Source organism: Prevotella phocaeensis, assembly GCF_900065875.1.
Classification (GTDB): domain Bacteria; phylum Bacteroidota; class Bacteroidia; order Bacteroidales; family Bacteroidaceae; genus Prevotella; species Prevotella phocaeensis.
In genome coordinates this window covers 83,153-105,711 of the sequence record NZ_LT160617.1, presented here as the reverse complement: position 1 = coordinate 105,711, position 22,559 = coordinate 83,153, and the positions used below count along the sequence as shown (strand labels likewise).

Annotated in this window: 13 protein-coding genes, 1 tRNA gene and 2 rRNA genes; 10 read left to right on the top strand and 6 right to left on the bottom strand. The window is 47.2% G+C overall.

Annotated elements, in window-relative coordinates:
• Window positions 1–249: 249 nt before the first annotated feature.
• Window positions 250–3,202: ribosomal RNA gene (locus BN3912_RS01080) — 23S ribosomal RNA — on the top strand.
• Window positions 3,203–3,343: 141 nt separating this feature from the next.
• Window positions 3,344–3,456, top strand: a 5S ribosomal RNA gene (gene rrf, locus BN3912_RS01075).
• Window positions 3,457–3,819: 363 nt separating this feature from the next.
• On the opposite strand, the gene BN3912_RS01070 is transcribed toward rrf, so the two are convergent.
• A complete protein-coding gene (locus tag BN3912_RS01070; RefSeq protein ID WP_023984918.1) occupies window positions 3,820–4,989 on the bottom strand; it encodes a glycoside hydrolase family 5 protein in 1,170 nt (389 codons plus the stop codon).
• A 165-nt stretch (window positions 4,990–5,154) separates the two neighbouring features.
• Window positions 5,155–6,153 carry a hypothetical protein gene (locus BN3912_RS01065; protein WP_004367936.1) on the bottom strand — a complete coding sequence of 333 codons (999 nt, stop codon included), beginning with the start codon at window positions 6,151–6,153 and terminating at the stop codon, window positions 5,155–5,157.
• Between the two features lie 137 nt (window positions 6,154–6,290).
• Here BN3912_RS01065 and BN3912_RS01060 point away from each other — a divergent pair.
• Window positions 6,291–6,363, top strand: a tRNA-Met gene (locus tag BN3912_RS01060).
• A 58-nt stretch (window positions 6,364–6,421) separates the two neighbouring features.
• Here BN3912_RS01060 and BN3912_RS01055 read toward each other — a convergent pair.
• The 3 genes from BN3912_RS01055 to BN3912_RS01045 all read right to left on the bottom strand — a co-directional run bounded on the left by BN3912_RS01055 (window position 6,422) and on the right by BN3912_RS01045 (window position 8,936).
• Complete coding sequence (locus BN3912_RS01055) at window positions 6,422–7,105, bottom strand: GDSL-type esterase/lipase family protein (protein WP_004367937.1); 684 nt, start codon at window positions 7,103–7,105, stop codon at window positions 6,422–6,424.
• Between the two features lies 1 nt (window position 7,106).
• A complete protein-coding gene (locus tag BN3912_RS01050) occupies window positions 7,107–8,114 on the bottom strand; it encodes a M48 family metallopeptidase (protein WP_004367938.1) in 1,008 nt (335 codons plus the stop codon).
• A gap of 261 nt (window positions 8,115–8,375) precedes the next feature.
• The gene (locus BN3912_RS01045; protein WP_004367939.1) at window positions 8,376–8,936 is read right to left on the bottom strand and encodes a LemA family protein; all 561 of its coding nucleotides are present in this window, start codon (window positions 8,934–8,936) and stop codon (window positions 8,376–8,378) included.
• Between the two features lie 286 nt (window positions 8,937–9,222).
• On the opposite strand from BN3912_RS01045, the gene BN3912_RS01040 reads away from it, so the two are divergent.
• Window positions 9,223–10,152, top strand: coding sequence for a hypothetical protein (locus BN3912_RS01040; RefSeq protein WP_023984920.1), 930 nt, complete (start codon window positions 9,223–9,225; stop codon window positions 10,150–10,152).
• 348 nt (window positions 10,153–10,500) lie between these two features.
• Here BN3912_RS01040 and BN3912_RS01035 read toward each other — a convergent pair whose 3' ends face one another.
• Window positions 10,501–10,935 carry a transglycosylase SLT domain-containing protein gene (locus BN3912_RS01035; RefSeq protein WP_004367941.1) on the bottom strand — a complete coding sequence of 145 codons (435 nt, stop codon included), beginning with the start codon at window positions 10,933–10,935 and terminating at the stop codon, window positions 10,501–10,503.
• A 440-nt stretch (window positions 10,936–11,375) separates the two neighbouring features.
• On the opposite strand from BN3912_RS01035, the gene BN3912_RS01030 reads away from it, so the two are divergent.
• The 6 genes from BN3912_RS01030 to BN3912_RS01005 all read left to right on the top strand — a co-directional run bounded on the left by BN3912_RS01030 (window position 11,376) and on the right by BN3912_RS01005 (window position 22,518).
• Window positions 11,376–11,969 carry a TetR/AcrR family transcriptional regulator gene (locus tag BN3912_RS01030; protein WP_004367942.1) on the top strand — a complete coding sequence of 198 codons (594 nt, stop codon included), beginning with the start codon at window positions 11,376–11,378 and terminating at the stop codon, window positions 11,967–11,969.
• A 35-nt stretch (window positions 11,970–12,004) separates the two neighbouring features.
• Window positions 12,005–12,757: a 3-oxoacyl-[acyl-carrier-protein] reductase gene (fabG, locus tag BN3912_RS01025; protein ID WP_004367943.1), complete on the top strand. Its 753-nt coding sequence runs from the start codon at window positions 12,005–12,007 to the stop codon at window positions 12,755–12,757.
• A 12-nt stretch (window positions 12,758–12,769) separates the two neighbouring features.
• Window positions 12,770–13,471 carry an RluA family pseudouridine synthase gene (locus BN3912_RS01020; protein ID WP_004367944.1) on the top strand — a complete coding sequence of 234 codons (702 nt, stop codon included), beginning with the start codon at window positions 12,770–12,772 and terminating at the stop codon, window positions 13,469–13,471.
• A 608-nt stretch (window positions 13,472–14,079) separates the two neighbouring features.
• On the top strand, window positions 14,080–18,714 hold the full coding sequence (locus tag BN3912_RS01015) for a translocation/assembly module TamB domain-containing protein (protein WP_023984921.1): 4,635 nt from the start codon (window positions 14,080–14,082) through the stop codon (window positions 18,712–18,714).
• Window positions 18,711–21,071 (top strand): translocation and assembly module lipoprotein TamL, encoded by a 2,361-nt coding sequence (tamL, locus tag BN3912_RS01010; protein ID WP_023984922.1) that lies wholly within the window; start codon window positions 18,711–18,713, stop codon window positions 21,069–21,071. Before BN3912_RS01015 ends, tamL begins: the two co-directional genes overlap by 4 nt.
• Window positions 21,072–21,606: 535 nt before the next feature.
• On the top strand, window positions 21,607–22,518 hold the full coding sequence (locus BN3912_RS01005; RefSeq protein ID WP_023984924.1) for a glycosyltransferase family protein: 912 nt from the start codon (window positions 21,607–21,609) through the stop codon (window positions 22,516–22,518).
• Window positions 22,519–22,559: the final 41 nt, after the last annotated feature.

The following is a 22,559-nucleotide window of genomic DNA, read 5'->3' as shown; positions in this document are numbered from 1 at the left end:
TACGTTCTTTGACATATTGAAACAAGCAAGACTGTAAAGTAGAAACAGTTTCGATGAGAAACTTGCATGCCGCGGATGTTTAATATTTTTATTATTTTGTCGGCATGCCAACAAGACAGCTGAAAGTATGAGCGTATCCCTTTTCTTATATATATTATTATAATGTTCTTTTTTGTATTGTAGAGTCTTTGGACTGTGCATTTCAGTTTATGTGCATTGTGTTTTTATATGAATTATGGGATTTATCGTAAGAAACGAGATAAGGGCGTATGGCGGATGCCTATGCTCACGGAGGCGACGAAGGACGTGATAAGCTGCGATAAGCCGCGGGTAGATGCAAATGCTCTTTGATCCGCGGATTTCCGAATGGGACAACCCGGCCGTCAGAAGGACGGTCATCGTTAAGTTTGATTAACGAGGCGAACCGAGGGAACTGAAACATCTTAGTACCTCGAGGAAAAGAAAATAAGATAATGATTCCCCCAGTAGTGGCGAGCGACCGGGGAATAGCCCAAACCACCTGCGTGGCAACGCGCAGATGGGGTTGTAGGAGCGCGACATTGTACTTTTGATTGTGAGAAGAATCCTCTGGAAAGAGGTGCCATAGAGGGTGATAGCCCCGTATTCGAAGCATGATAAGACATAGCGTCATCCTGAGTACCGCGGGACACGAGTAATCCTGCGCGAATCCGCCGGGCCCATCCGGCAAGGCTAAATACTCCCGTGAGACTGATAGTGAACCAGTACCGTGAGGGAAAGGTGAAAAGCACTTCCATTAGAAGGTTGAAATAGTTCCTGAAACCATACGCCTACAAGCGGTCGGAGCATCGTAAGATGTGACGGCGTGCCTTTTGCATAATGAACCTACGAGTTACCGTCACCGGCAAGGTTAAGGGCCCTGAGGCCTGCAGCCGTAGTGAAAGCGAGCCTTAATAGGGCGATATAGTCCCCTTTGCGGGACAGGACGCACTCTGTGCGTATTAGTCGTTGGTGGTAGACGCGAAACCAAGTGATCTACACTTGTCCAGGGTGAAGTTCCGGTAACACGGAATGGAGGCCCGCACCAATAAGCGTTGAAAAGCTTCTGGATGAGGTGAGTGTAGGAGTGAAAGGCCAATCAAACTTGGAGATAGCTCGTACTCCCCGAAAGGCATTTAGGTGCCGCGTGCAGTGTTCCGCATGAGAGGTAGAGCGACCGATAGGACGCGAGGGCTTCACCGCCTATCAAGTCCTGATGAACTCCGAATGCTCATGCGCTGCAGCTGTGCAGTAAGGGTGCGGGTGCTAAGGTCCGTGCCCGAGAGGAGAAGAATCCGGACCGCCGTCTAAGGTCCCCGAGTTCTGCCTGAGTTAGTCTAACGAAGTCCGGTCCCCGTGACAGCTAGGATGTTGGCTTGGAAGCAGCCATTCATTCAAAGAGTGCGTAACAGCTCACTAGTCGAGGGTCTGGGCGTGGATAATAATCGGGTATAAGGCAGACACCGAAGACGCGGGATAGCAATGAAAATTAAAAGTATCGGTAGGGGAGCATTCCATCGGCGTAGAATGCAGCAAGACGATTTCTGCTGGAGCTTATGGAAAAGCAAATGTAGGTATAAGTAACGATAAGAGGGGTAAGATTCCCCTCCGCCGAAAGACTAAGGTTTCCCGGGCAATGCTGGTCATCCCGGGGTAAGTCGGGTCCTAAGTCTCAGCCGAATGGCGATGGCGATGGCAGAAACGGTTAAAATTCCGTTACTACCTTTAGGTGCGACGTGGAGACGGAGCAGTGACACGGCCGCGGAGAAACGGAATTCTCCGTTGAAGGACGTAGGTGTTGATCGGGGCAGGCAAATCCACCCCGAGAGCCGACCTCCGAAAGTATGCCATTCCCCTTGTGGCTTGGCAATAGTGCCGGTAATCATACTCCCGAGAAAATCCGCTAAGCTTTCTCCTGAAGGTACCCGTACCGCAAACGGACACACGTAGTCGGGTAGAATATACTAAGGCGTTGAGAGATTCATGGTTAAGGAACTAGGCAAATTGACTCCGTAACTTCGGGATAAGGGGTCCTCACGTTCATATGTGAGGCGCAGAGAATAGGTCCAGGCAACTGTTTAACAAAAACACAGGGCTGTGCCAACTCGTAAGATGATGTATACAGCCTGACACCTGCCCGGTGCCGGAAGGTTAAGAGGAGAGCTCACTCGTAAGAGGAAGGTTTGAATTGAAGCCCCGGTAAACGGCGGCCGTAACTATAACGGTCCTAAGGTAGCGAAATTCCTTGTCGGGTAAGTTCCGACCTGCACGAATGGTGTAATGATCCGGACACTGTCTCAACCATGATCTCAGTGAAATTGTAGTATCGGTGAAGATGCCGATTACCCGCGATGGGACGAAAAGACCCCGTGAACCTTTACTACAGCTTAGCATTGACCTTGGTCATCCGATGTGTAGGATAGGCCGGAGGCTTTGAATCAGGCGCGCCAGCGTTTGTGGAGCCCTCCTTGAAATACGGCCCTTTGGCTGTCTGAGGTCTAACGCGCTTTTAGCGCGGACACTGTTTGGTGGGTAGTTTGACTGGGGTGGTCGCCTCCAAAAGCGTAACGGAGGCTTCCAAAGGTGCCCTCAGGCCGTTTGGTAACCGGCCTACTTAGAGTGCAATGGCATAAGGGCGCTTGACTGGGAGGCAGACATGCCGATCAGGCAGGAAACTGGGGCATAGTGATCCGGTGCACGTGTATGGAAACTGCATCGCTCAAAGGATAAAAGGTACTCCGGGGATAACAGGCTGATCCCCCCCAAGAGCTCATATCGACGGGGTGGTTTGGCACCTCGATGTCGGCTCGTCACATCCTGGGGCTGGAGAAGGTCCCAAGGGTTGGGCTGTTCGCCCATTAAAGTGGCACGCGAGCTGGGTTCAGAACGTCGTGAGACAGTTCGGTCTCTATCTATCGTGGGCGCAGGAGTTTTGCGTGGATCCGTCACTAGTACGAGAGGACCGTGACGGACGGACCTCCGGTCTGCCGGTTGTGCCGCCAGGTGCACCGCCGGGTAGCTGCGTCCGGTCGGGATAAGCGCTGAAAGCATCTAAGTGCGAAGCCCTCCTCAAGATTAGAACTCCTTTTTCAGGGTCGTCCCAGACGAGGACGTTGATAGGGTGCAGGTGTAAAGACGGCGACGTCAAAGCCGAGCGCTACTAATAGCCCGAACCGTTTTTTTCGCATGACCTCATGCTTTGATCTGTTATTTGTTTTTCATGCGTGACTTCGGGAAGCTTCTTTGCTTTCCCTCTGCTGACAGTCTTTGCTTTTTCGATATATCACCCATATCGTCCTTTTTTTTGTGTGGGACGAGATGCCTTTTAGGTGGTTATTGCGGCGGTGTTCCACCTCTTTCCATTCCGAACAGAGCAGTTAAGCCCGCCTGCGCCGATGGTACTGCGCTTGAATGCGGGAGAGTAGGTGGCCGCCTTTTTTGAGTTTTGCGTCCGTGCGGGATAACCCCCGTGCGGACGCTTTTTTATATACAATCTATCTATACTTATTGTCTGAATACGAGTGGTTGACACGATGAACCACGGAGGTTGACACGATGAACCACGGAGGTTGACGCGATGAACCACGGAGGTTGACACGATGAACCACGGAAGTTGACACGGTGAACCACGGAAGTTGACGCGATGAACCACGGAGGTTTACATGATGAACCACGGAGGTTGACATCGTGAACCACGGAAGTTGACCTTGCGAAATAATTCATTACACAATGTTTCCCCTCCCTGTAGTAAGGAAGAGGAAACGTTAGGAATGAAAAGTGAATGTTTTTTATAAGGTCTTCTTACTGTTCGTTTTTCTTAAATCCTGCTTTAACGATTTTTGCCCTTTCGGTTTCGTATGCCACAGGGGCAGGTGTCGGATCTTTTTTAAACCAGAAAGCGTCTGTGTCTTCTGCATGTTCTAAGCTCCAACCTTGCCACTCACGGAAAGCATGATAGCACCACGAGAAGTTATATTTCTCAAAAGTGTAGATTGCATCCGTCAGCCATGCTTTTGAGCTCTCGATGGGTGCCCATGCTATAACGCTGAATTCGCCGATGAGTATGGGTGCGTTGTTTCTCTCTGCAAAATCGGCAACAGGACGTAAGTCTGTTTCCATAGCAGAACGGTTCCAATTTCCATTAGGGTATTTGTTTTGGATAGCGGCAAGTGCCTGTTCGCGCGACATGTTTTCAGCTCCGTATATTTTTTCGACACCCTGATGAGTAAAGCTGAAAGGTTTATAGAAGTGAATACTGTAGATAACGCGTTTATCTTTTAGTGGAACATAAGTTTTATATTCGTTATCGTTGATACCGGGTTGATAAACAATCCATACATCTTTATCGATTGCTCTGATTGCTGCGATGATATCGGGAGACATCTCTCCCCACTGCTTTGGTGGATGTTGCCAGTTGATCTGCGGTTCGTTGAAGAGATCGTAGCCCCAAATCACGTCATTGTATTCATTACCTTTGAATTTCGTGGCAATCTCTTTCCACATCCTAATAAAATTAGTTTTGAGTTCAGGATTTTTCCAAAAATCTTCCGTTCCTTGTGTCGTAGTTGAAGGGACTTTTCCATCAATCGTTATTGGTGGCTCATGTAAATCTATGATAACTTTTATACCAGTACTACGGGCTGCATCGATTTTTGTTTGAACCATATTGAGATAATCCGGCAGAGCTTCCCAAAAATCGCGTTTCCGCTTTGTTGCATAATTCACGGGGTTAAACTGCATTCTGATAACGTTAGCACCCCATGATTTAGCATCGCTGATGGCTTTTTGGTCTAAATATTCTGCGCTGCTCACCATAAAGCCGCGCACTCTTGGAGGTGTAACAATCTCTTCGGGAGGTGTGGGGGGATTGGGTTTAGGATCCGGTTTAGGTGTATCGGGGACAATGGGAGAGTCTTTACCTCCGCATGCAATTAGTAAGGATAGCGTAAATAATACAATGACTTTTCTCATAATTAATAGGTTTTAAGTTAAGAATTAAAGTATAAATCTATAAATTGTATTTAGGAGTGACAGATATGTTTTGAAAATAATTTGCTCACGATGTCTGTTTGAGTTACTTCGTTATGAGTAAAAATCTTTATAAAAGATATCTCTTGTGCCTCTGATTTCGTTGTTTTAGTCGTTTGGCAAGGTTGTACTTAGAATACGTTCTTTACTCAGCACCTTGTCGCTGCAATCTCTCGCACCTTGCCCGCCTTCGTAGTTTATCCAGTTAATGGTTTTCCATTTAGTGGAAATAGTAATAACACGTGAAACTCCGAAGCCATGAGCCCATGGCTTGTCAATGCCGATATAACCTCCGTTCATGCTGATATCCATGCCTACTTTGCCATCGGGAGTGCTCGGATCTAAGCGTACATCCACTGAAATGTAGATACCCTCTATACGAGTTTGGTCTATATCTTCGGGGAGATGCATACTGTTGGTTCCGAAATGGTTGATAATTACTTTGGCATCACACCATTTGTTTCCGTAATAATAGTAATTACCTGATTTGGGAATGGGGATAACAGAATATCCGTCGCGCTGGATGGGCTTATAGAAACCGAAAGAGTTAGAGTCACCCGGTTTATAAAGTACGTTAACATAGTCCTTGTCGTATGCGCCCGACCATCTGATAGGTGTCTCGTCGGTTATCTGCGACTCGGGGAAATTTATGCGTCGCCATACGTTTTCACCTTTGTAAAGTATGTATGCACGATAGTTTTTTACGTTTATCAAAGTGTTAGGATTGGGGTTGTTAGCGTCTATGAATAAGCCTCCTGTGAGACAATAACGATCCATGTTGCGATTTTCATCGGGATAGACACATGCCCCTTCTTCACCGTAAAGTCCCCATCCACACGTCTTGTAAAAACGCGAATTATGGTTCCAAGAAGCGATGTTAAGAGCTGCACCCAAATCTACCGTTCCTCCTTTTTGCCATAATTGCCTTGGATTATCAAAGCCCTTGAACACAAAAGGGGTGCCATCGTTATTGGCTTCGTGCCCTGCTTGAGTGTTACGTATGGCTTGTTCGAATAAGATAATGGATTTAGAGTGTTCGTCTGTTTCCGAAGTACTGCAACCCGTAATAACGATAACAGATATAATCAAACAATATATTTTTCTCATATAGCTAAGAATTTTATAGTTACTTTAGTCGTTTTAAAAGCGATGTGCGGAATATAGGCATTTAAGATAAATATGTTGGAATATATTTGGAGATATCAAATAAAAGCCTTATCTTTGCATCCGCAATTAAGAAATATCGCGGAGTGGAGCAGTTGGTAGCTCGCCAGGCTCATAACCTGGAGGTCGCATGTTCGAATCCTGCCTCCGCAACTTAAAACGCTCAAAGGTCTTATTTAACGGACATTTTGAGCGTTTTTTATGTTGGTTGTTACTCTATGGCGTATTTACGAAGCTCGAATGCCCAGACTTTATAGCCGAAAGGTGTCAGGTGCAGGCCGTCTACAGTGAGCTCCTTACGCATTTCATTAGTACCATGACGCACGAATTTTGCAAAAAGATTGATGTATGTAATGCCTTGTGCGGCACAATAGATGCGTAATGCTCTGTTGATACGTGCCACATCATCGGTCTTTCCTTCGAGCGTTTTCCATCGGCCAAACGACTCGTTGATGGGCAGCAGACTCTGCACATAGAGCTTCGTTTCGGGCGCTTCGCGTCGTATCTTTTCAATTACTTGCTTGCACAATTCCACCACCTGTTCGGGCGATAGGTTGTGACTAAGGTCGTTAACGCCCACCATCAGGAACAGTTTCTTGGGTTTTCCGGGCAATATCTGTATCAGTCTGCCCATGATACCCGCTGCGTCATCGCCGGCTATACCGCGGTTACGTATGCGTTTCCACCTTAATAATTTGTTCCAATCTCCGCCAAGTTCCGTTAAACTGTTGCCCAACATCACAATGTCGGTGCTGTCTATGGGCCTCATTTTCTCAAATTCTGCCACCCGTTCATTGTAGTGCGGAAACGATTTGTACGTTACTTTTTGCTGTCCATACATGCCCATCGCCATGCCTACCGATAGCGTTATCATCGCCAATCTTATCCCTTTCATCTTAGAATTGCTCAAGTATTTCAATCCTTTTCTTAGTATCCGGATGGGTACTGAACAGCGAATTCATGAACCCCATGATACCTGTAGCCATCTCATCCGGATGCATTATGAACAGTTGAGCTACATCCTCGCGCCCTACATTGTCCAATCCGGGATCATCGGATATCTTTTTTAGCGCCGAAGCCAGTGCCAACGGATTGCCCGAAAGTTCCGCCCCGCCCGCGTCGGCCATATATTCGCGTTTGCGAGAGATGGCAAATCGGGTAATCAACGTGAAGAAGTAAGCAATGGCGCAGCACACTATACCGATGAGAAATATCACGATAATAGAGCCTCCGCTGCCTTTCCCGTTGCTGTTGCTGCTGCGTCTGCCGCCGCCATACAGCATGGTGTTGTACATTAAGCGCACCGCCAAGCTCATTATTGTAGATACGATACCCACGAAGATGATGCTTGTTATGAGCAACCGAGTGTCGTGGTTGCGGATATGGGTGAGCTCATGACCGATCACGCCAGCAAGCTCTTCGTCGTTTAAACGGCTCATCAGTCCTGTTGTAACGGTTACCGTATAGCTGTTCTTGTTAATTCCGCTGGCGAAAGCATTCAGTTGCGGATCGTCTACAACGTTGATCTTCGGCATATCCATGTTACATGTGATGCAGAGATTTTCCACGATATTGTAAATCCGAGGGTTCTCCTTGCGTGTCAGCGGGCGCGATCCGGTAGCATGACTGATCATGCTTGTATTCGTAAAATAGGCGATTGCGAACCACAAGGCCACGCCCCCGATTACCCAAGGCACTGTGGTTACGAAGTAATAATTCACCGTTTCCACGTCGAGGGTGTATATTCTGTTTCCCATTTCGTCGTAGTATTCCGCACCGAAATAGTTTACCAATGCCAGAAATACCCATACCATGCCTAAGATAATAATGGGAAACATCATCAACAATATTAGGCTCAACAGGTTATTCCGGCGTATCTGAGTTTGTATTCCTACATATTTCATGTGTGTAAGAGTTAGTTCTTTATTCGTAAGGAGATGGCCTCTTTATCGTAAGGAGATGGCCTTTTTACTGTAAGGAGATGGCCTCTTTATTGTAAGGAGACGGCCTCTTTACCGTAAGGAGACGACCTTTTTACTGTAAGGAGACGGTCTTTGTAACACTGAACAAGTGTAGAGAAACGGCATAGTCCTTAGGTTCGAGTAAACCAAAGGGTGCTTCTCTGCCTGTAGATGCGGTGGTGCAGAAGTGCCGTCCGCACCCTGTCAGAACTTTACTTCGGGTGCCTTCTCGTAACTGTCGCGCTGTTCTTGCGGCACTTCATACATCGGTTCTTTCTTAAAACCGAACATGTTGGCAAAGAGGTTCGAGGGGAAAGTCTGCACGGCATTATTCAGTTCGCGCGTTGCCGAGTTGAAGTAACGGCGCACGGCTGCCAGTTTGTTCTCGATATCGGCTATCTCTCCCTGCAACTGCAGGAAGTTCTGGTTGGCCTTCAGTTCCGGATAAGCCTCTAAAGACACCTTGAGTCCGGCCAGTGCACTGGTCAGTGCGTTGTCTGCGGCCATCTTATCATTAATCGTAGTTGCACTCATTGCGGCCGCCCGCGCTTCGGTTACGCGCTGGAATACTTCTTTTTCGTGTTCGGCATAGCCTTTGACTGTTCCTACCAACTGCGGCACAAGGTCGTAACGTTGCTTCAGTTGAACATCGATATTTGCAAAAGCATTTTCTCGATTATTACGCAACTTAACGAGGTTGTTATAGATGCTGATTGCCCAAAGTGCCAGTAGCACCACCACTGCCAATACGATAATTCCTGTCATAATATTTTGTTTTTAGTTGATAAATCGTACGTTTCCGCCCGACGGCATACCCCTATAGAGGTTTGCAGGCAAATGTATGTACCGATTGCAAAGATACGATTTTATTCTGAAAAATGCTAAGTATAAGATTTATTAACAGCCGGTGGCCCCCGTATATCTGCGATATGAGTTTATTTTTCGTACCTTTGTCTGCGGTTAATCACCTTATATATAATATGTAGATGCGCTCCCTGAAAACTCGCAGGCATCTATCCGACCAAAGTTAGATTGGTGATTTTCTATCGATATGACACAGGTACAACTCTCGTTCATAGCCATGTGTGTGGCTTTTGTGCTGCTCATGGCTGCCATATATTATGGCTTTTACAGATTTCTGAAACGTCCTCAAAGAGATGAAGAGGGGCGTCTGACCTCGCAATGGGATGTTATTTTCGGCATCGATACGCGTATCGATGTTTCACCTGAAGGTAAGACATTAGGTATCAAGCATCGCGATATCGAAAGTATGCGTGCGGTTGTTGTGGCTCTTTTCGTGTTGATACTTTTCTTGAGCGGCGTGTTTGTTTATACTCTCATCGGCTTTCCTGTTCGTCCGCCCGTCTTCCGAATAGGACAAACTGAGTTGGTTATCGGTAAAACAACGGTACGAGATTTGATGCAGGAAGGTTATGTGCTTTATCTGAAAAATACCGATACGCCCGACACCATACGTGCAGAACGTGGCCGGAGCACAGTTGTGTTGGGCCTGTATACCCCGCAGAAAAGAACCATAACGTTTACCTGCAAGCACGAAACATCGGCAGAGAACAGCGATTTAGCCCTTGTTAAAGACGGTATTGTGGTGGCCTTCGTTAATCTCTACCCCGAAGAGGGCGAAACATCTCCCCTCGAACGTTGCGCTATCAAAGAGTTGTATATGTATGAGAGCAACCTCGCTGCATTGCAAAAGGCGCATGTCGACGTATCTGTAGATCGTGTTTTGCTCACCGATTTCCATCGTAAACAGTTCGAAGCCACGTTCGGTAAACGCATTTGGCTGTATCCCTCTTATGCCGATCATACGCGTACGAACGACTCATACTGTGTGGCGAAGACGTCGATAAGTGACGGTCTCTTTTGGAACCGCTATAATTTTTGCGTGAAAGTAAACTCTACCGGCACTGTTGTAACCGGCTTCGAACTGAATTGCCGGTATCGGAAAGATAAAGAAGAGTAGGCTTTCTTGAAAGCAAAAGCTACGCCCTGTAAAAGGCAGATGTGCCATTTAAGCCCGATAGAGTGCCTGTGTAAGGCGGTTAGGTAGGCAACATGAGAAATGAGTTTGCAATGTGTTTGTAATAAACAAGTTATAGGTGTGAATTATAGAGTGTACTCCTGTCTTTGGTAAAGATGGGCAAGGACAGGGCGATATCTTTCTGAAATAAGAGACGGGCGTTATATTAGGGAGCGGCAGCTATAAGAGGCGGCGGAAGAATGTTGACCGAACGGGCCCGACGGAAATGAAAATCCGGTTGTTCGAACCCTGTAAGCAGTAAGAACAACCGGATTGTATAGTTGCAATATTTTATTTCATTGCTCGCATAACCTTCTCGAAATATCGCTGCGTTTTCTTCACGCTATAATGGGTACCCCCATTCCATGAACGAATTGCATGTTCGATATTGTTCGTTGGATTATGTACAGACTGGATGAGAAGGAACATTTCTTTCGACTTAGCAATGCTGAATCTGTCAGATAATTTGTATCTCTTTTTGCTTTTTTTCCTTTTAAGAATCTGGTTACATTCAGCTACCAAGATCGGTGTTATCTGCATTACGCCCACCGAGTTGCCATGTTTAGCGTAGCGTTGCCCACCGCTTTCTACTTGAATAATGGCTTCTATCACGGGGTTCCAGTCTACTTTGTTTGCCTTTTTCCCCTTGCCTGCTGCCGAAACAGCGCTTGGGAATCCTGAAAATACAATTAAAATTATTACTACATACGTTATAAATCTCTTCATACTTTGTTGTTTATGGAGTTCTGAGTATAGGAAAAAAGCAAAGATTACTCGCGACTGTAGCTTATGTGAGAATGAGTTGTGCCAACAGTCTAAACTCCGTTCAGATACCTTAGTGAATAGCTTTTCCGAAACAAAAAGAATGTGCTATCCTTATTCTTATCGGGCGCAAAGATACGAAAAAAATACGAACAGGCCAAATAATTTATATAAATATCGGCGATAGGCTATGAGTATAAGGCAGTTAAACGGCCTGTCTGTCGGGCATAGACAGTACTTATGTTGTAAGTGGAAAGTACGTAAAAAGTGTTCGCTTTTACCAATAAATTTGATCGAAGAGCAATAATAAAATGTTTATTTGCTTGCATAGTCCGAATAAAAATAATATTTTTGCACAACGATAATACATGTGCATTTAACATAAAGCCACGGAGGAGCTGAATATGTCGATATCTAAAACACGGCAAAAACTGGTAGATGTTGCCCGTCAGTTGTTTGCCAAAAACGGGATAGCCAATACTACAATGAACGATATTGCCGTGGCTTCCGGCAAAGGACGGCGCACACTCTACACGTATTTCAGCCGGAAAGAAGACGTATATTCGGCAGTTATCGAGTCTGAACTGGAGCGTTTGTCCGATAAACTCGACGAAGTAGCAGCCATGAAAATGCGTCCACAGGACAAAATCATAGAGCTTATCTACACTCACCTAAGCATGATCAAGGAGACTGTGGTACGAAATGGCAACTTAAGAGCCGAGTTTTTCCGCAATATATGGATGGTGGAAAAGGTACGGAAGAACTTCGACGAGGACGAGATAGAGCTTTTTCGTAAGGTATATGTCGAGGGTAAGGCTGACGGAGAGTTCGATATCGACGATGTGGACTTAGTGGCAGACATTACACATTATTGTATTAAAGGGCTCGAAGTGCCGTTCATTTACGGACGTTTGGGGCACGGACTCACGGAAGAGTCAAGCAAACCCTTGGTTGCCAAGGTGGTCTATGGCGCTTTGGGTAAAGCAAGTCTGAAGTAAAATCAATCATATAAACAATTTAATCGATTAGAAAAATGGGATTATTAACAGGAAAAACGGCGCTTGTAACGGGTGCCGCACGCGGTATAGGCAAGGCTATAGCACTGAAATTTGCGGCAGAAGGCGCAAATATAGCATTCACTGATCTCTTTATTGACGAAGAACATGGAGGCTTAGAGACCGAACGCGAGATCGCTGCACTTGGTGTGAAGGCGAAAGGTTTTGCCAGTAATGCGGCCGACTTTGCACAGACTGAAGAGGTTGTAAAGCAGGTAAAAGAGGAGTTCGGATCGGTAGATATTCTGGTAAACAATGCAGGTATTACCAAAGATGGGCTGATGTTGCGCATGACAGAGGCACAATGGGATGCGGTAATTGCCGTGAATTTGAAGAGCGCATTCAACTTTATCCATGCTTGTGTGCCGGTAATGATGCGCCAGCGTGGCGGCTCTATCATCAATATGGCGTCTGTTGTGGGCGTACATGGCAATGCCGGACAGGCGAACTATGCGGCATCTAAGGCCGGTCTTATTGCCCTTGCGAAGAGTATCGGGCAAGAAATGGGACCGAAAGGGGTGCGTGCCAATGCCATTGCACCGGGCTTTATCGACACTGCAATGACGCAGGCGTTACCGGAAGAAATCCGTAAGGAGTGGATTAGCAAGATACCCTTGCGCCGCGGGGGTACGGTAGAAGACATCGCAAACACAGCTCTTTACCTTGCTTCAGACCTATCCAGTTACGTCAGTGGGCAGGTTATACAGGTAGATGGCGGTATGAATATGTGATGTAAACCATTCATGGAGGTTCTCTACGAAGACAATCATATTATCATAGTCTCTAAGCGTAGCGGCGAAATCGTGCAGGGCGATAAGACCGGCGACGTGCCTTTGAGCGAAACGGTAAAGCAATATATCAAAGACAAATATGCCAAACCGGGCAACGTGTTCATAGGTGTAGTGCACAGACTCGACCGTCCTGTGGCCGGTATAGTGGTGTTTGCCAAGACTTCTAAGGCACTCTCGCGGTTAAACAGCATGTTTAGAGACGGTGAAGTGCACAAGACTTATTGGGCTATAACCAAGAACTGTCCGCAGCAAACCGAGGGAACGCTGACCGATTGGCTTGTGCGTAACGAGAAACAAAATAAGAGTTACGCCTACGATCATGAGGTTCCGAACTCGAAAAAGGCCGTATTGAAGTACGATATAATAGGCAAATCGGAGCGATATACCTTGATCGAAGTGCAATTGATGACCGGTAGACACCATCAAATACGGTGCCAATTGGCTCGTATAGGGTGCCCCATCAAGGGCGATCTGAAGTATGGAGCGCCGCGAAGCAATACTGATGGCAGCATTTCTTTGCTTGCCCGTGGGGTAGAGTTCGTGCATCCGGTTTCTAAGAAAACCATCTCCGTAACCGCTCCTTTGCCCGATGATAACCTGTGGCAGGCCATTGCGCCGCAAACAGAGAACGGGCGAAGCGATAATATGCAATAGGTTTATCGGCGATAGACGAGGCTTCTATTGCCGATAAACTATCCGTATATCTTGCACAGACATACGGTGTGTTTTTCTGTATTCAACTCTCATCTTTCATTTTTCATCCCGTACATCTTGCACAGACATGCCCCGTATTTCCGTAATGTGTAATTAAAAATGGCATGAAAACGTCATCCTGTCTCTCCCAAGTAGAGGAAACATGTCCGTAAAATATCTGAAAGGCGGGCTGTAAAGCCTCATCTTATATAAACCAAACCCTTACGATACAGCCATTACTCCCTCATCCTTCATCCCCCATCCTTCATCCAAAAGTAGGCTAAGCCCCTGCATTACAGCCATTACTCCCTCATCCTTCATCTCTCATCCCTCATCCAAAAGTAGGCCAAGCCCCTGCAATACAGCCATTACTCCCTCATCCTTCATCCCTCATCCCTCATCCATATCGCCCTCCTCCGTAGGGGGTAGGGGAGATTTACCCCCTCCTCGTTGCAGAAAACCCGCATAAATAATGCCGCTAAAACCATAGACTTTCACGAAAAAATACCTATATTTGCACGAAATATCTTTTTAGTACATTCATTGCAACCAATGTATATACGTCGTTTATGAGAAAAGCCCTGAAGTGGATAAGCATTGCTCTGGCCGTGCCCATTCTGCTGTTTATCATACTTTCGCTGTTGTTTTACTTCCCCCCGTTCCAGCATTGGGCAGTGAAACAAGCTACTTCTTACGCCTCTGAAAAGACCGGCATGCAGATCAGCATAGCCCATGTAAACTTAGAATTTCCGCTCGATCTGGGTGTCGAGGGCATCGAAGTAATCCGGCAGAACGACTCTTTGCCGCAGATGAAAGATACCGTTGCCAGTGTCGGCAAGGCGGTGGTCGACGTGCAGTTGTTGCCCCTGTTGCACAAACAAGTAGAAATCGACCGTCTCGAACTCAACGATATGAAGGTGAATACCGCCAACTTTATTCACGAAGCCCGTGTGAAAGGCACCATCGGCCGTTTGGCCTTGCAGAGCCACGGCATCGATCTATCGGGCGAAACCGTAAGAATAAACTCTGTTACTTTGGCCGATGCAAAGATGAATATAGAACTGAGCGATACCGTTCCTCCCGATACTTCGCAGAGCAAGAACTATTGGAAAATCTATGCAGACCATCTTGATATAGGTCGTACAGACGTCACCGTGCACATGCCGGGCGATACTTTACAGGTGCAAGCCTATCTGGGTAAAACCGTTGCCGAGGGCGGCTTTTTCGATCTCTACAAAGGACTGTACCGTGTAAAGCGTTTGGATTGGACGGGCGGACGGCTGAAATACGACAATAGTTTTGAGACCTATGCCAAAGGACTCGACTATAATCATCTTTCATTAAGCGGCATTACGCTCGGTATAGACTCTTTCTTGTATTGCAGTCCGCAGCTTTCGATGCGCTTGCGTGCCTGTGCTTTCAACGAAAAGAGCGGGCTGCAGGTAACACAGATGGCCGGACCTGTGGCGATGGACTCGCTGCGTTTGCACCTTCCGTCGTTTGTTCTGTGCACACCGGAGAGCAGTATAACGGCGCAATTCTCTATGGATTTGAATGCTTTCGATGCCCGTCGCCCGGGCAAGATGAATGCCACAGTCCACGCATCCATAGGTAAGCAGGATATTATGCGTTTCATGCAATCCATGCCGAAGGCCTTCCGGCAGCGGTTCCCCAACTATCCGTTGCAGATAGACGGCGTGGTACGCGGCAATATGCGGCGCATGCAGATCGTTGGGGCGAGCCTGAAACTGCCCACGGCCTTTACTTTCAAAACCGCCGGATATGTTGAAAATCTTGCCGATATAGACCGTCTGCGGGCCGATATCGATGTGAATGCGCGTACTTACGACCTCTCTTTCGTGGCTTCGATGCTCGATCGGGAGCTGATGAAAACCATTCGTATCCCCCAAGGAATAAGCCTGAACGGGCACTTAAAGGCCGACCGGAAAGATTATCAGGCCCGTTTTATAGCCCGAGAGGGGCAGGGTAGCCTGAACGGAACGGCCCGTTTCAACCTCGATCGCATGGCTTATCAGGCGAAACTTACGGCTGCCAATCTGCAAATACAACACTTCGTGCCCAATATGGGGTTACGTCCGTTTACGGGATATGTAGAGGCCGACGGCGTTGGAACCGACTTCATGTCGCCCCGAACGCGCCTTGCAGCCAAAGCACGTGTTACGAATTTCAGCTACGGAGGCTACAATGTAGACCGTCTTACGGCCGATGTACGGGTGGCAGGGGGCAAGGCCCATGCATTCATCAGCAGCAACAACCCGTTGTTGAAGGGCGACATAACGCTCGATGCCCTGCTCCATACCAAGAATATACGCGCCACGGTATCGTGCGATTTGGCCAAAGCAGACCTTTATCGCCTGCATCTAACCGACGTACCCGTTACGGCTGCTTTCTGCGGGCATGTGGATTTGGGCACCGATATGAAAGATTATTATAAGGTACAAGGACTTGTAAGCGACATAAGCGTAGTGGAGAACGGGCGTACAAGTAGACCTGAAGACATTGTACTCGATGTGTTGACGCGACGGGATACCACTCATGCCGTGGTAGACTGTGGGGATTTTCATCTTAAACTGAACGGCAAGGGCGGTTACGAACATCTGATGAAAGCCGCAAACCGTGTGGCCGGCGAGCTTCGGCGGCAGTACAAGAATAAATACATAGACCAAGTAGCCCTGCGAGAACGACTTCCGTACATGCAACTTTACCTGTCTACGGGCAACGATAACTTCTTTATCCGTCTTTTAAATAGGTACGAATTTGCACTGAAAGGCGCTTTGGTAGACATGACCTCGTCGCCTGTTGCCGGTATCAATGGCAAGTTGCAGGTCGATTCGCTCGTAGCATACGGCGTGCGCCTCGATACTATCCGGTTTAATGTGGCTTCTACCGACGACAAGATTACCTATTCGGGCCAGATACGTAACGGAAAGAACAATCCTCAATATGTGTTCAATGCTCTTTTTGGCGGGGGGATGACGGAGAGAGGCACATCGCTTACGGCTCGTCTTTACGATATCGATGAGCAGTTGGGCATCGACCTCGGCATGACGGCCGAAATGGAAAGCGGCGGTATTCGTGCCCACATTCTCGGGCAGAACGCCGTATTGGGGTACAAAGAGTTCGGCGTAAACGACGATAATTATATCTTCTTGGGCAACGACAGGCGCGTTTCGGCAAAGGTGAAACTGCTGGCCGCCGATGGTACGGGTATTATGTTGCAGAGCGATGACGATAATCATGATGCCCTGCAAGATATAACCGTCAGCCTCAATAAATTCGATTTGGAGAAGATTTTATCGGTAATACCCTATACACCCAATATTTCCGGCAGCATGAACGGCGATTTCCATGTTATCCAGACTGCCGACGTGGTAACCGTGTCTTCTGCCGTTTCTGTGGATAATATGTATTATGAACACTGTCCGATCGGCAATGTAAGTACAGAGTTTGTCTATATGCCGCGGTCAGATGGCTCTCATAGCGTGAACGGCATGCTGATGAGCGAGGGCAATGAGGTAGCAACGATTGAAGGAAGTTATGATAAAAACGGCTATCTGCATGCTGCCTTGGGCATGGATCACCTGCCTCTACAGGTCGTAAACGGTTTTATTCCCGAGCAAATTGTTGGCTTGCGAGGCTACGGCGACGGCGAACTAACCGTGAAAGGCACCCTTTCTAAGCCTTACGTAGATGGCGAAGTGTACTTAGATTCGTCGTATATTGTAAGCGTACCCTATGGAGTTGAGATGCGTTTTGCTAATGATCCGGTACGCATAAAGGGTAGTAAACTGCTGTTTGAGAACTTTGAGATGTTCGCTAACAATGCCAGTCCGCTGAACCTTTCGGGCAGTTTCGACTTCTCGGATATGGATCGTATGATGCTCGATGTGCGTATGCGTGCACAGAATTTCGAACTCATAGATGCCAAAGAGAATGCACGTTCCACAGCTTATGGTAAGGCCTTCGTCAACTTCTTCGGCTTTATGCAGGGCCCGATAGATAATTTAAAGATGCGTGGAAAGCTGGATGTGCTCGGTACAACCGATATGACGTACGTATTGATAGATACTGAACTGACGACAGACAACCAACTCGACGAGCTTGTAAAGTTCACCAACTTTAAAGATACGGCCCAACAAGTGGTGAAAAGGCCCCCTCTAACAGGCTTAGATATGCAACTTGCCATGAGTATAGACGAAGCTGCGCACATTACATGTATGCTCAATGCCGAACACTCCAACTATATAGACCTGATGGGAGGCGGCGATTTGATCATGAGTTATAATACTGTAGATAACATACGTCTTACGGGTAGATACACTTTAGACAACGGAGAAATGAAATATTCGTTGCCTGTGATTCCGCTAAAGACCTTCAAAATCAGAAATGGAAGCTACATTGAGTTCACCGGAGATGCCCTGAATCCGAAGTTAAGTATTACCGCTACCGAGCGTGTAAAGGCCTCCGTGAACGCCGAGACAGGCTTGGGAAGGTCGGTAGAGTTCGATTGTGGAGTGATACTTTCACGGTCTTTGCGCAGTCCGGGTATACAGTTCGTCATTTATGCGCCCAATGATGTATCCACACAGGATGAACTTAACACCATGACAACCGAGGAACGTGGCAAGATAGCCATTGCCATGTTAGTGTCGGGCATGTATCTTACCGACGGCAACACGAGCTCTTTCTCCATGAACAGTGCCCTTAGTTCGTTCCTGAACACCGAAATCAACAACATTGCAGGTACTGCCATGCGCTCGATGGGACTCGATATAGGCATGAGTGTTGATAACTCTACCACCTCTACAGGTGCCATCCATACCGATTACAATTTCAGTTTTGCCAAGCGATTATGGAACAATAGGCTCAGTGTTATAGTGGGTGGAAAGGTTTCTTCGGGCACTGAAACCGACCAAGAGCGTAACGATACCTTCTTTGATAATGTGGAATTGGAGTATCGTTTGGACCAAAATTCAAGCAAATATCTCCGTCTGTTCTACAATAACAATACGTATGATTGGCTTGAAGGCCGTATCGGAATGTACGGAGCGGGCTTTATGTGGAAGCGAAAGCTGCAACATTTCTGGGATATCTTCCGTTTCAAGAGCGAGAAGCCGGTACTTCCGCCGGAGCCGGAAGTAAAATCCGACTCAGCAACAATTAAAAACAATCAGAAGAAATGAACAAATTCAAGACGCGCATATTTGCTGTATTGCTGTTGCCGGCGGCAGTGTTGTCGGTGCTGTCGTGCTCGTCTACGCGTGCCATACCCGAGGGTGAACAGCTCTTTACCGGCCTGAAAAAGATAGAATACACCAATTATAATAAAAACGAACATGCCGTTAAGACGCAGGAGGAGATGGAATATGTGCTCGCATCGGCCCCTAATGGAGCCTTGTTCGGTAGCAGTTATTACCGTACACCGTTTCCCATTCGCCTGTGGATATGGAATGCGTTTTCGCAATCTACGTCGGGTATCGGCAGATGGATAGGCAACACCTTCGGTTCAAAGCCCAAGCTGATGAGCCAAGTCAATCCGAGTTTGCGTGCCAGTGTGGCCGAATTGCAGTTACGGAAGTATGGTTATTTCCGCGGAGATGTGGATTATAAGGTCGTTACAGGGCGAAATGCCAAGAAAGCCAAGATAGCCTATACCGTGAATATGGGCCCCCTGTGGACGGTAGACTCCATAGAATACCTTCGTTTCCCGTTGGTGGCAGACAGTTTGATACGTGCTCATCGTGGCGAAGCTGTTATCAAAAACGGCGATCCTTTCAGTGTTTCGGCCCTTTCGAATGAGCGTCTGCGCCTGTCGAAACTGTTTCGCAACAACGGTTATTATTACTACAACGAGGGGTATGCCTCATATCTGGCCGACACGGTGAACGTTCCCGGCAAGGTTTTACTACACTTCCAGATGGCCGACAGCTTGGATGAAAGCGTGAAAAAGAAATGGTATATCGGGAACGTAGACATCAACCTCCGCCGACAGTTTACCGATGTACTCCAAGATTCCATACGTCGCCGCAGCGTTACAGTGCACTTCAATGGGCGCAAACCGCCTATAAGAACGGGTGTTATCCTGCGTGAACTAAGGTTGAGGCCACGCCAGTTGTACAGCGTAGATAATGAGGATATCTCGAAAACAAACCTGCAGAACATGGGGCTCTTCAGCTATAGTGCCCTGCGATTTGCACCACGCGATACCACTGCAACTACCGACTCGCTCGATTTGACGCTCGACTTGGTGCTCGATAAGCGTTACGATTTCTATATCGAAGCTAATGCCAAAGGCAAGACATCGGGCAGGATAGGGCCCGAACTTGTGGTAGGTTTCACCAAACGTAATGCTTTTCGTGGCGGCGAGAAGGTAGATATAAACATGCATGGATCGTATGAATGGCAGACCGGACATAATGCCGAAGGCTCTTCTTCGGGCGTAAATTCTTACGAATACGGCGGAGATGCCGCACTTATCTTACCCCGTATCTTTACACCTTTCAACCTTTTCGGACGCTCAAGAATAAGACGCGACAGCCTTCCGCGCCGCAGAAATCTGCTCTCTTATACCACACCGTCGACCACGCTCAAGGCATCTACCAATACTTTAAACCGTGCCGGATACTTTAAACGCCATATTGTATCGGGCGAACTTACTTATGATTTCTGGACTTCAGAACGCTCTCATCATACTTTCAGCCCGCTTATACTTTCTTATGAGTATATGAACAGCAAAACCGAAGAGTTCGAAAATCTGGTGAATGCCAACCCTTATCTGAAGATATCCATGCAAGATCAGTTCGTGCCCAAGATGAGTTATACTTATCATTATACCAATGCATCGGTAACAAACAACCCCATTGTGTGGGATGCGACTGTGAGCGAGGGCGGAAACCTTGTATCGCTGGGCTACATGATAGGCGGCTATAAGTGGGGCAACAAAGATAAAAAGATGTTCAAGAACCCCTACGCGCAGTTCTTCAAGGTAGAGACCGACTTCGTTAAGATGTGGCGCTTTTCAGAACATTCCACACTTGTGGGGCACCTGAATGCGGGTATTGTCTACGCTTATGGCAATTCTTTGCAGGCTCCTTACTACGAACAATTCTACGTAGGAGGTGCAAATAGCATTCGTGCATTTAATGTTAGGAGCATCGGACCGGGCAAATACGTGTCGCGGCAGTCGCGTATGTCGTACATAGAGCAGACAGGTGACGTCAAAATATTGGGAAACATAGAATATAGACCACGCCTCTTCGGCAGTTTATTTGGCGCTCTATTCCTCGATGCCGGCAATGTGTGGACGGTACATGCCGATTCCGGCAGACCTGACTCGCAGTTCAAGTTCAAGAACTTCCTATCTCAAATGGCGGTAGGAACCGGTGTAGGCTTGCGATACGATATGGGTTTGTTCGTTATCCGCGTGGATTGGGGCATCGGGTTGCACGTTCCGTACGACACAGGCAAGAGTGGTTTCTACAATATCAAGAGTTTCCGCGACGGACAGAGCATACACCTCGCTGTGGGATATCCGTTCTAAAGCAGTGATGGGGGAGAAGTGCAGGGACCTCCCCCTGCCCCTTCAAAGGAGGAGTGTGCCCTGCGGAAGACGGATAGGGATGTTGGTGCTTTGGCGAGTTAAGTTCCTGCGATGAGGATAGACCATATATTTATTGGTCATAGACGGCGTACCTATCGGGCGTAAGTTGTACATCTAACGAAAACATGTTGTAGATGTTTGCCGGTTGCTTCCAACCTCTCTTAAAGAGAGGGATAAAGAATTGGGATGAATTATGATAGATGAAAGGCAGATGACTATGTAGTATGTTTTTAATCGGTATAATTCTTTTCAAGAAAACCATCATACTTTTGCCCTTTTACTTTAAGAATATAGAAGATTTAGACAAGCCAAATCCCAACTGCGCAGCTATTAATCGCCCATCCTTTATTCCGCATCTTTCATCTCTATTTGCCTCGAACAAACAAAAAACATGGTGCGGTTGGGCCCGTTTTCAATTAAAAACGTTACTTTTGCAGACAGTAACTCATTAAATCATTTAATAAACAATATTGACATGAAACCTACATTATTGCTCCTTGCTGCCGGCATGGGCAGCCGTTACGGAGGCTTGAAACAGTTGGATGGTTTGGGCCCTAACGGCGAAACCATTATGGACTACTCGATTTACGATGCCATTAAAGCCGGCTTCGGCAAGATAGTTTTCGTAATTCGCAAGGACTTCGAACAAGACTTCCGCGATAAAATTCTTTCGAAATACGAGGGACATATCCCTGCCGAACTGTGCTTTCAGGCGCTCGACAACTTGCCTGCAGGCTTCACAGTTCCCGAAGGCAGGCAGAAACCTTGGGGCACCAATCATGCCGTGATGATGGCTAAAGATGCGATAAAGGAACCGTTTTGCGTAATCAATTGCGACGATTTCTATAATCGTGATGCATTTATGGTGCTCGGAAAGTTCCTGTCTGATCTGCCCGAAGGCTCTAAGAACAATTATGCCATGGTAGGTTTTCGTGTGGGAAACACACTGTCTGACAACGGTACGGTGGCCCGCGGCATCTGCTCGAAGGACAAACAAGGGAACTTGACCACCGTTGTAGAGCGCACGGAGATAATGCGTGTAGATGGCCCTGTGTGCTATAAAGACGAGCAGGGGGCATGGGTAGCCGTGGAGGACAGCACTCCAGTGAGCATGAACATGTGGGGTTTCACGCCTGATTACTTCGAATATAGCGAACAGTACTTCAAGGAATTTCTGTCGGATGCAAAGAATATGACCAATCTGAAGGCCGAATTCTTCATTCCGCTGATGGTAAATAAGCTGATAAACGACGGTACAGCTACCGTAAAAGTACTTGATACCACGAGTAAATGGTTCGGTGTAACCTATTCGGCCGACCGTCAGAGTGTGGTAGACAAAATTCAAAGTCTCATCGATGCGGGCGTATATCCCGCTAAGTTGTTCTGATCTTTGGATGAAAATGAGGAATGAAAGGTGAATGTGAATCC

Coding starts and splice junctions, on each gene's coding strand:
- BN3912_RS01070 (WP_023984918.1), bottom strand. CDS start 4,989: ATGAGAAAAGTCATTGTATTATTTACGCTATCCTTACTAATTGCATGC.
- BN3912_RS01065 (WP_004367936.1), bottom strand. CDS start 6,153: ATGAGAAAAATATATTGTTTGATTATATCTGTTATCGTTATTACGGGT.
- BN3912_RS01055 (WP_004367937.1), bottom strand. CDS start 7,105: ATGAAAGGGATAAGATTGGCGATGATAACGCTATCGGTAGGCATGGCG.
- BN3912_RS01050 (WP_004367938.1), bottom strand. CDS start 8,114: ATGAAATATGTAGGAATACAAACTCAGATACGCCGGAATAACCTGTTG.
- BN3912_RS01045 (WP_004367939.1), bottom strand. CDS start 8,936: ATGACAGGAATTATCGTATTGGCAGTGGTGGTGCTACTGGCACTTTGG.
- BN3912_RS01040 (WP_023984920.1), top strand. CDS start 9,223: ATGACACAGGTACAACTCTCGTTCATAGCCATGTGTGTGGCTTTTGTG.
- BN3912_RS01035 (WP_004367941.1), bottom strand. CDS start 10,935: ATGAAGAGATTTATAACGTATGTAGTAATAATTTTAATTGTATTTTCA.
- BN3912_RS01030 (WP_004367942.1), top strand. CDS start 11,376: ATGTCGATATCTAAAACACGGCAAAAACTGGTAGATGTTGCCCGTCAG.
- fabG (WP_004367943.1), top strand. CDS start 12,005: ATGGGATTATTAACAGGAAAAACGGCGCTTGTAACGGGTGCCGCACGC.
- BN3912_RS01020 (WP_004367944.1), top strand. CDS start 12,770: ATGGAGGTTCTCTACGAAGACAATCATATTATCATAGTCTCTAAGCGT.
- BN3912_RS01015 (WP_023984921.1), top strand. CDS start 14,080: ATGAGAAAAGCCCTGAAGTGGATAAGCATTGCTCTGGCCGTGCCCATT.
- tamL (WP_023984922.1), top strand. CDS start 18,711: ATGAACAAATTCAAGACGCGCATATTTGCTGTATTGCTGTTGCCGGCG.
- BN3912_RS01005 (WP_023984924.1), top strand. CDS start 21,607: ATGAAACCTACATTATTGCTCCTTGCTGCCGGCATGGGCAGCCGTTAC.